The sequence below is a fragment of the Parabacteroides sp. AF48-14 genome, assembly GCF_003477465.1.
Classification (GTDB): Bacteria; Bacteroidota; Bacteroidia; order Bacteroidales; family Tannerellaceae; genus Parabacteroides; species Parabacteroides acidifaciens.
The window spans coordinates 37,840-43,839 of record NZ_QUDI01000046.1 but is presented as its reverse complement, the minus strand read 5'-3'; the positions used below and the strand labels follow the sequence as shown (position 1 = coordinate 43,839).

Here is a 6,000-nt window from a genome sequence, read left to right as displayed (position 1 = left end):
GTCAAAATGGGACTTTTTCCTCTTTTTTGAGTGTTTTCCGCCATTACGACCGTCCTATCTCTATTACGACCGTGCTAATAGGTAGTGCACTCGGCACCTCGCGAAGATTAGGACGGTCGTAATGGCGATTAGAACGGTCGTAATTGGAAAAAGGACCGTTTTAAGAGCAAAAAAGCACCTGAATTTCCTTGCGATATTTGGGACGCCGTCCGTTTTGTTTTCAAATATTCGATTCTCCGGGAGTTAAGCTTTATCACATTGTCGGCGTTTCCATCTTTCGGTAATCAAATTGCACGCTTTTTGGAATGGGCTCGGCACTTTATTTTCTCTGTTGTCATCCGCAAAGGCTAAAACCATGAAAAGAGTCAATCCAAAACCGATCAGAATTTCGGACGAAATAGAAAAACGGACAAAAAGAGGGTTATTGTAAATTTTGTCGAATAATTGGTTATATTCGCACAATCATAAACGAGTTACATCATATATTATAGAAATATGAAATGGATATACTTTTTTGCCGTATCATCACTCATGATGATTGCCTGTAATGATAGCAAGACTACAAAAGAGAACGAAAGCGTCAACCAGACATTGCAAACTATTTTCAACCGCAAAAGCGTACGAAAATATACGGAACGGCCGGTTGAAAAAGAAAAATTGGAAATGCTTGTCCGTGCAGGCATGGCTGCACCTTCTTCGCGCGACCGCCGTCCCTGGGAGTTTGTGATTGTAACGGACCGCGATCTTTTAGACACAATGGGAGACGGCTTGCCCTTGGCACGTATGCTGAAAGATACCAAACAGGCTATTATCGTATGCGGAGATACGCTTAAATCGAATAATGCCTGGATGCTCGACTGTTCGACGGCCGCCCAAAACATACTGCTTGCCGCCGAATCAATGGGCCTGGGAGCCGTATGGACAGCCGCCTATCCTTATCCCGAACGGATGCAGGTCGTGCGGGACGCCTTGCAACTCCCGGAACATATCATTCCCCTGACCGTAATTCCGCTCGGCTATCCGGCAGGTCAGGAAAAGCCTAAAAATAAATTCAACGAACAGCAGATACATTATAACAAATGGTGAGAATAAATTGTTGGATTGTAACTATATTGTAGTTACATTTGCAAAAACTTTAAATATATAAATGGGAACAAAAGAAAAGCTTATCGAACGTTTCAAGTCGTTGCCTACTAATTTCACATTTGAGGAAATGGAACGTTTGTTATCCATATTTGGTTATGAAAAATCAAATAAAGGCAAAACGTCCGGTTCGAGAGTTATCTTTAAAAATGGAGATAAACGTCCTATTATGATCCATAAACCTCACCCAGGTAATATCATCAAAGGTTATGCAATAAGGCAAGTATTAAATGATTTGACAAATGAAGGTTTTATTAAATGAAGAAAGGATATACTTATGAACACATTAAAATATAAAGGTTTTATTGGTTCTGTCAACTTCAGTGAAGAAGACAGCGTTTTCTTCGGTAAAATAGAAGGAATTAATGGAATGGTCAATTTTGAAGGACAAAGCGTTCAAGAACTAACAGAAGCTTTTCATGAGGCTGTCAATGATTATATTGCATTTTGCGAAGAAGAAGGGATACAGCCGCATAAGAGTTATTCGGGATTATTGAATGTTCGCTTGACCCCGGAAATACACAGTCGCGTAGCGATGCTGGCAAAACGCACCGGTATCTCCATCAATGCATTCATCAAGCAAGCATTGGAAAAACAAATTATGACTATGCTATAGGAATTTAAAAACGTATAAACCATACATGACAAAACAAGGCACCATACTGGTTGTAGACGATAACAAAGGAATCCTTACCGCAGTACAGATGCTGTTGGGCACTTGCTTCGAGAAGGTGATTACCATTTCTACTCCGAATAAGATAAAATCCACATTGCACGATGAGAATATAGATGTTGTTCTGTTGGATATGAATTTCAGCGCCGGTATCAATACCGGCAACGAAGGGCTGTTCTGGCTCTCGGAAATAAAGAAGGAAGATGCATCGATACAGGTCGTTCTTTTTACGGCATACGCGGATATCGACCTTGCCGTACGGGGAATTAAGGAAGGAGCGACCGATTTTGTCGTCAAGCCCTGGGACAACGCCAAGCTGCTGGAAACGTTGCGGACCGCCTATAACATACGGATAGCCAACCGCAAAGGCATCGCACTTGCCGACAACAAGCTGGTCGTCTCCAAAGAAAGCGGCATGTTCTGGGGAGAAAGTAGCGCCATGCAACAACTCCGCTCCCTGATCGAAAAGGTCGCCCGGACGGATGCCAACATCCTGGTTACCGGCGAGAACGGAACAGGTAAAGAAATGCTTGCCCGCGAAATACATATGCTTTCCAACCGGAAGAAAGAGACATTAGTCCCGGTCGATATGGGAGCCATCACGGAAACGCTTTTTGAAAGCGAACTGTTCGGCCACGTCAAAGGAGCTTTTACCGATGCGCGGGCAGACCGGCCGGGAAAATTCGAGGTTGCCAACAACGGCACGCTGTTCTTAGATGAAATCGGGAACCTCTCCTATCACCTGCAAGCCAAGCTGTTGACCGTCCTGCAACGCCGCAGCATCGTCCGCGTGGGAAGCAACACGCCCATTCCGGTCAATATCCGTCTGATCTGCGCGACAAACCGCGACTTGCAGGAAATGGTCGAAAAAGGCGATTTCCGCGAAGACCTGCTCTATCGCATCAATACGATCCATGTAGAGATTCCGCCCCTTCGCGAACGGCCGGAAGACATCGTCCCCCTTACCGAAATATTCCTGTCCAAATATGCCAATATCTATGGGAAAACAACCATGCACCTCAGTCCGGATGCCAAAGAGAAACTGAGTGCACAGCCCTGGTTCGGAAACATCCGGGAACTGGAGCACACCATCGAAAAGGCGGTTATCATTGCCGAAGGAAACGTGTTGGAGGGAAACGATTTCGATTTTCCGCGTGCCAAAAAGGAATCGGCGACAAAAGAAGCGACGACTTTGGAAGAAATGGAATACAACATGATAAAGAGCGCCATGGACAAATACAGCGGAAACCTGTCGCTCGTTGCCAGCCAGTTGGGAATCTCCCGGCAGACGCTGTATAACAAGATCAAACGATACGAACTGTAATGCTGAAAGGGATTTTCCATAATTTCTATCTCCGTCTGGCAGTATTTATCATACTGACGGTAGCAGAGACCTGGTTTGCTCTCCAAAAGGAGTGGATATGGTTCATCCCGCTTATGGGCGTATGGCTTTTTATACTCCGGCAAATCCTGTTGTCGGACAAACGGAATGCCCAGAAAGTCGCGTTTATGTTCGATGCGATCGACAACAGCGACTATGCATTCCAATATGCAACACGCGGCCGTTCGTCCAACGATAAGCTGGTCAGCGAGTCGTTAAACCGCATTACCCAGATTCTTTTCCAGGCAAAGGCAGACGCTGCGCAGAAAGAGAAATATTACGAGCTGATCATGAACTCGGTCAACACCGGTATCATCGTGCTCGACGACAATGGCGTGATCTTCCAGACCAACAATGAAGCTTTGCGGTTGTTGGGAATGTCGGTCTTCACCAATGTCCGCCAACTTGGACGTATCGACGAAAATCTGGAAAACACCGTGCGGAATATCCAGCCGGGCGACAAACATCAGATATCGTTTACCAACGAACGCGGCAACGTACACTTGTCTATCCGCGTTTCCGAAATGACCTTGCAGGAAAAGCACGTGCGCATCCTGGCGATTAACGATATCAACAGCGAACTGGATGAGAAGGAAATCGACTCCTGGATACGCCTGACACGCGTCCTGACGCACGAGATCATGAACTCCGTCACGCCTATCACTTCGCTCAGCGATACGCTCCTCTCCCTTCATGAAAATGCGGACGACGACATACGCAGCGGCCTGGAAGTGATCAGCACGACCGGAAAAAGTCTGATTTCGTTTGTGGAGTCTTATCGTAAGTTCACGCATATCCCGACACCTGAACCTTCCCTGTTCTATGTCCAAAAGTTCGTGGAACGTATGGTGAAGCTCGCCCGCCATCACAACAATTTCCCGAACATCACGATCAACGTCAGCGTCGAGCCGTCCGACCTGATTGTCTATGCGGACGAGAACCTGATTTCGCAGGTTGTCCTGAATCTGCTGAAAAACGCCATGCAGGCAATCGGAAGCGAGCAGGAAGACGGCCTGATCGAAGTAAAAGCCTATTGTAACGAAGAGGAAGCCGTCCTGATAGAAGTCAGCAACAACGGTCCCGTCATTCCGCAGGAAGAGGCCGAACATATTTTCGTACCATTCTTCACGACCAAAGAGGGCGGCAGCGGCATCGGGCTGTCCATCTCCCGCCAGATCATGCGCCTGTCCGGAGGAAGCATCGCCCTCAAGAGCGCCCCGGCAGCCAAACGGACAACGTTTATTCTGACGTTCCCTTGATGAAGGGATAAAAAATATCAATTATCATAAACATTTCAAACGCCAAATGTTTTATATCTTTGAGCCGTAAATAAAGATTTATGAACATATTAGACAAACTCAAAATCAATCACCGTCCAAGCGCGGGAGCTTTGGATCTTCTGAAATATATCGGTCCGGGACTGTTAGTAACTGTAGGGTTTATCGATCCGGGGAACTGGGCGACTAATTTGGCGGCGGGTTCGGAATTCGGATATGCGCTGCTTTGGGTGGTTACGTTTTCTTCTATCATGCTGATTATTATCCAACATAACGTTGCTCACTTAGGAATTGTGACCGGGCTTTGCCTGTCGGAAGCGACAAATAAATATATGCCGCGTACGTTGAGCCGCCCGATCCTGATTTCGGCGATGCTTGCCAGTGTTTCCACCTCATTAGCGGAGATTTTAGGTGGAGCCATTGCCCTTCGGATGCTGTTCGGGATGCCGATTAAGGTCGGGGCTGTGATCGTGACCATTGCCTGCTTAGGCATGTTGATGACCAACACATACAGTAAGATCGAACGCTGGATCATCATGTTCGTTTCGATCATCGGACTGTCTTTCCTCTATGAACTGGCGCTGGTCGACGTGCAATGGGGAGCCGCCATCGAAGGCTGGATAAAACCGACTTTCCCGGAAAACTCCATGCTGATAATCATGAGTGTACTGGGTGCTGTCGTGATGCCGCACAACCTGTTCCTGCACTCGGAAGTCATTCAGAGCCGCGAATGGAACCTGGAAGATGAACCGGTTATTAAAAAGCAGTTGAAATATGAGTTTTACGACACATTGCTGTCAATGGTTATCGGTTGGGCAATCAACTCGGCTATGATTATCCTGGCTGCATCTGCTTTCTTTAAACACAATGTAATGGTGGACGAACTGGACCAGGCCCAACAACTGTTGGTCCCGTTGGTAGGAAGCAATGCGGGAGCTATCTTTGCCGGGGCGCTTCTGCTGGCAGGTATTTCATCCACGATCACATCCGGAATTGCCGGAGCCTCAATTTTTGCAGGCTTCTATGGCGAGGCATACAACCATAAAGACCTACATTCCAAATTGGGAGTCCTGCTGTCGTTCGTCCCTGCCCTGCTCATTATCTTCATTGTCGGCGATCCGTTCAAGGGGCTGATCTATTCGCAGATGTTGTTAAGCGTACAACTCCCGATCACTGTTTTTACACAAGTCTACCTGACATCCAGTAAAAAAGTCATGGGCAAATTCGTTAATACACGTTCCACGACGATCCTGTTGATTGCTTTAGGGACGCTTGTAACGGTTTTGAACGTCGCACTTCTGATAAGTCTGATTTAATACAATAACCCCCTATTAAAATCCGGGCGGATATGGAAGCGATTTTTCATCCTTCCGCATCCGCCTGAAATCTTGTCTGCAGGCGTCTTTATTTTCATGCAAGTGTAATCTGAATTCGATGCTCATGGAATTTTACTTCCATGCCCATGAAATTTTATTTTCATGCAGACTGATTAAAAAAGACATTTTGACAGAATTTGGAAGAGGTAA

6 protein-coding genes are annotated in these 6,000 nt (G+C 46.5%); all 6 read left to right on the top strand.

Annotated elements, in window-relative coordinates:
• The first annotated feature begins 495 nt into the window (after nt 1–495).
• Nucleotides 496–1,086, top strand: coding sequence for a nitroreductase family protein (locus DW083_RS18250; protein WP_122333382.1), 591 nt, complete (start codon nt 496–498; stop codon nt 1,084–1,086).
• 61 nt (nt 1,087–1,147) lie between these two features.
• The gene (locus tag DW083_RS18245) at nt 1,148–1,405 is read left to right on the top strand and encodes a type II toxin-antitoxin system HicA family toxin (RefSeq protein WP_115497687.1); all 258 of its coding nucleotides are present in this window, start codon (nt 1,148–1,150) and stop codon (nt 1,403–1,405) included.
• A 15-nt stretch (nt 1,406–1,420) separates the two neighbouring features.
• Entirely contained in the window at nt 1,421–1,759 is a 339-nt protein-coding gene (locus DW083_RS18240) for a type II toxin-antitoxin system HicB family antitoxin (RefSeq protein WP_115497688.1), read from the top strand.
• 25 nt (nt 1,760–1,784) lie between these two features.
• Entirely contained in the window at nt 1,785–3,140 is a 1,356-nt protein-coding gene (locus DW083_RS18235; protein WP_115497689.1) for a sigma-54 dependent transcriptional regulator, read from the top strand.
• The gene (locus DW083_RS18230; RefSeq protein ID WP_115497690.1) at nt 3,140–4,456 is read left to right on the top strand and encodes a PAS domain-containing sensor histidine kinase; all 1,317 of its coding nucleotides are present in this window, start codon (nt 3,140–3,142) and stop codon (nt 4,454–4,456) included. The genes DW083_RS18235 and DW083_RS18230 overlap by 1 nt, the downstream gene beginning before the upstream one ends.
• Nucleotides 4,457–4,536: 80 nt before the next feature.
• A complete protein-coding gene (locus tag DW083_RS18225; RefSeq protein ID WP_115497691.1) occupies nt 4,537–5,790 on the top strand; it encodes an Nramp family divalent metal transporter in 1,254 nt (417 codons plus the stop codon).
• Nucleotides 5,791–6,000 lie beyond the last annotated feature (210 nt).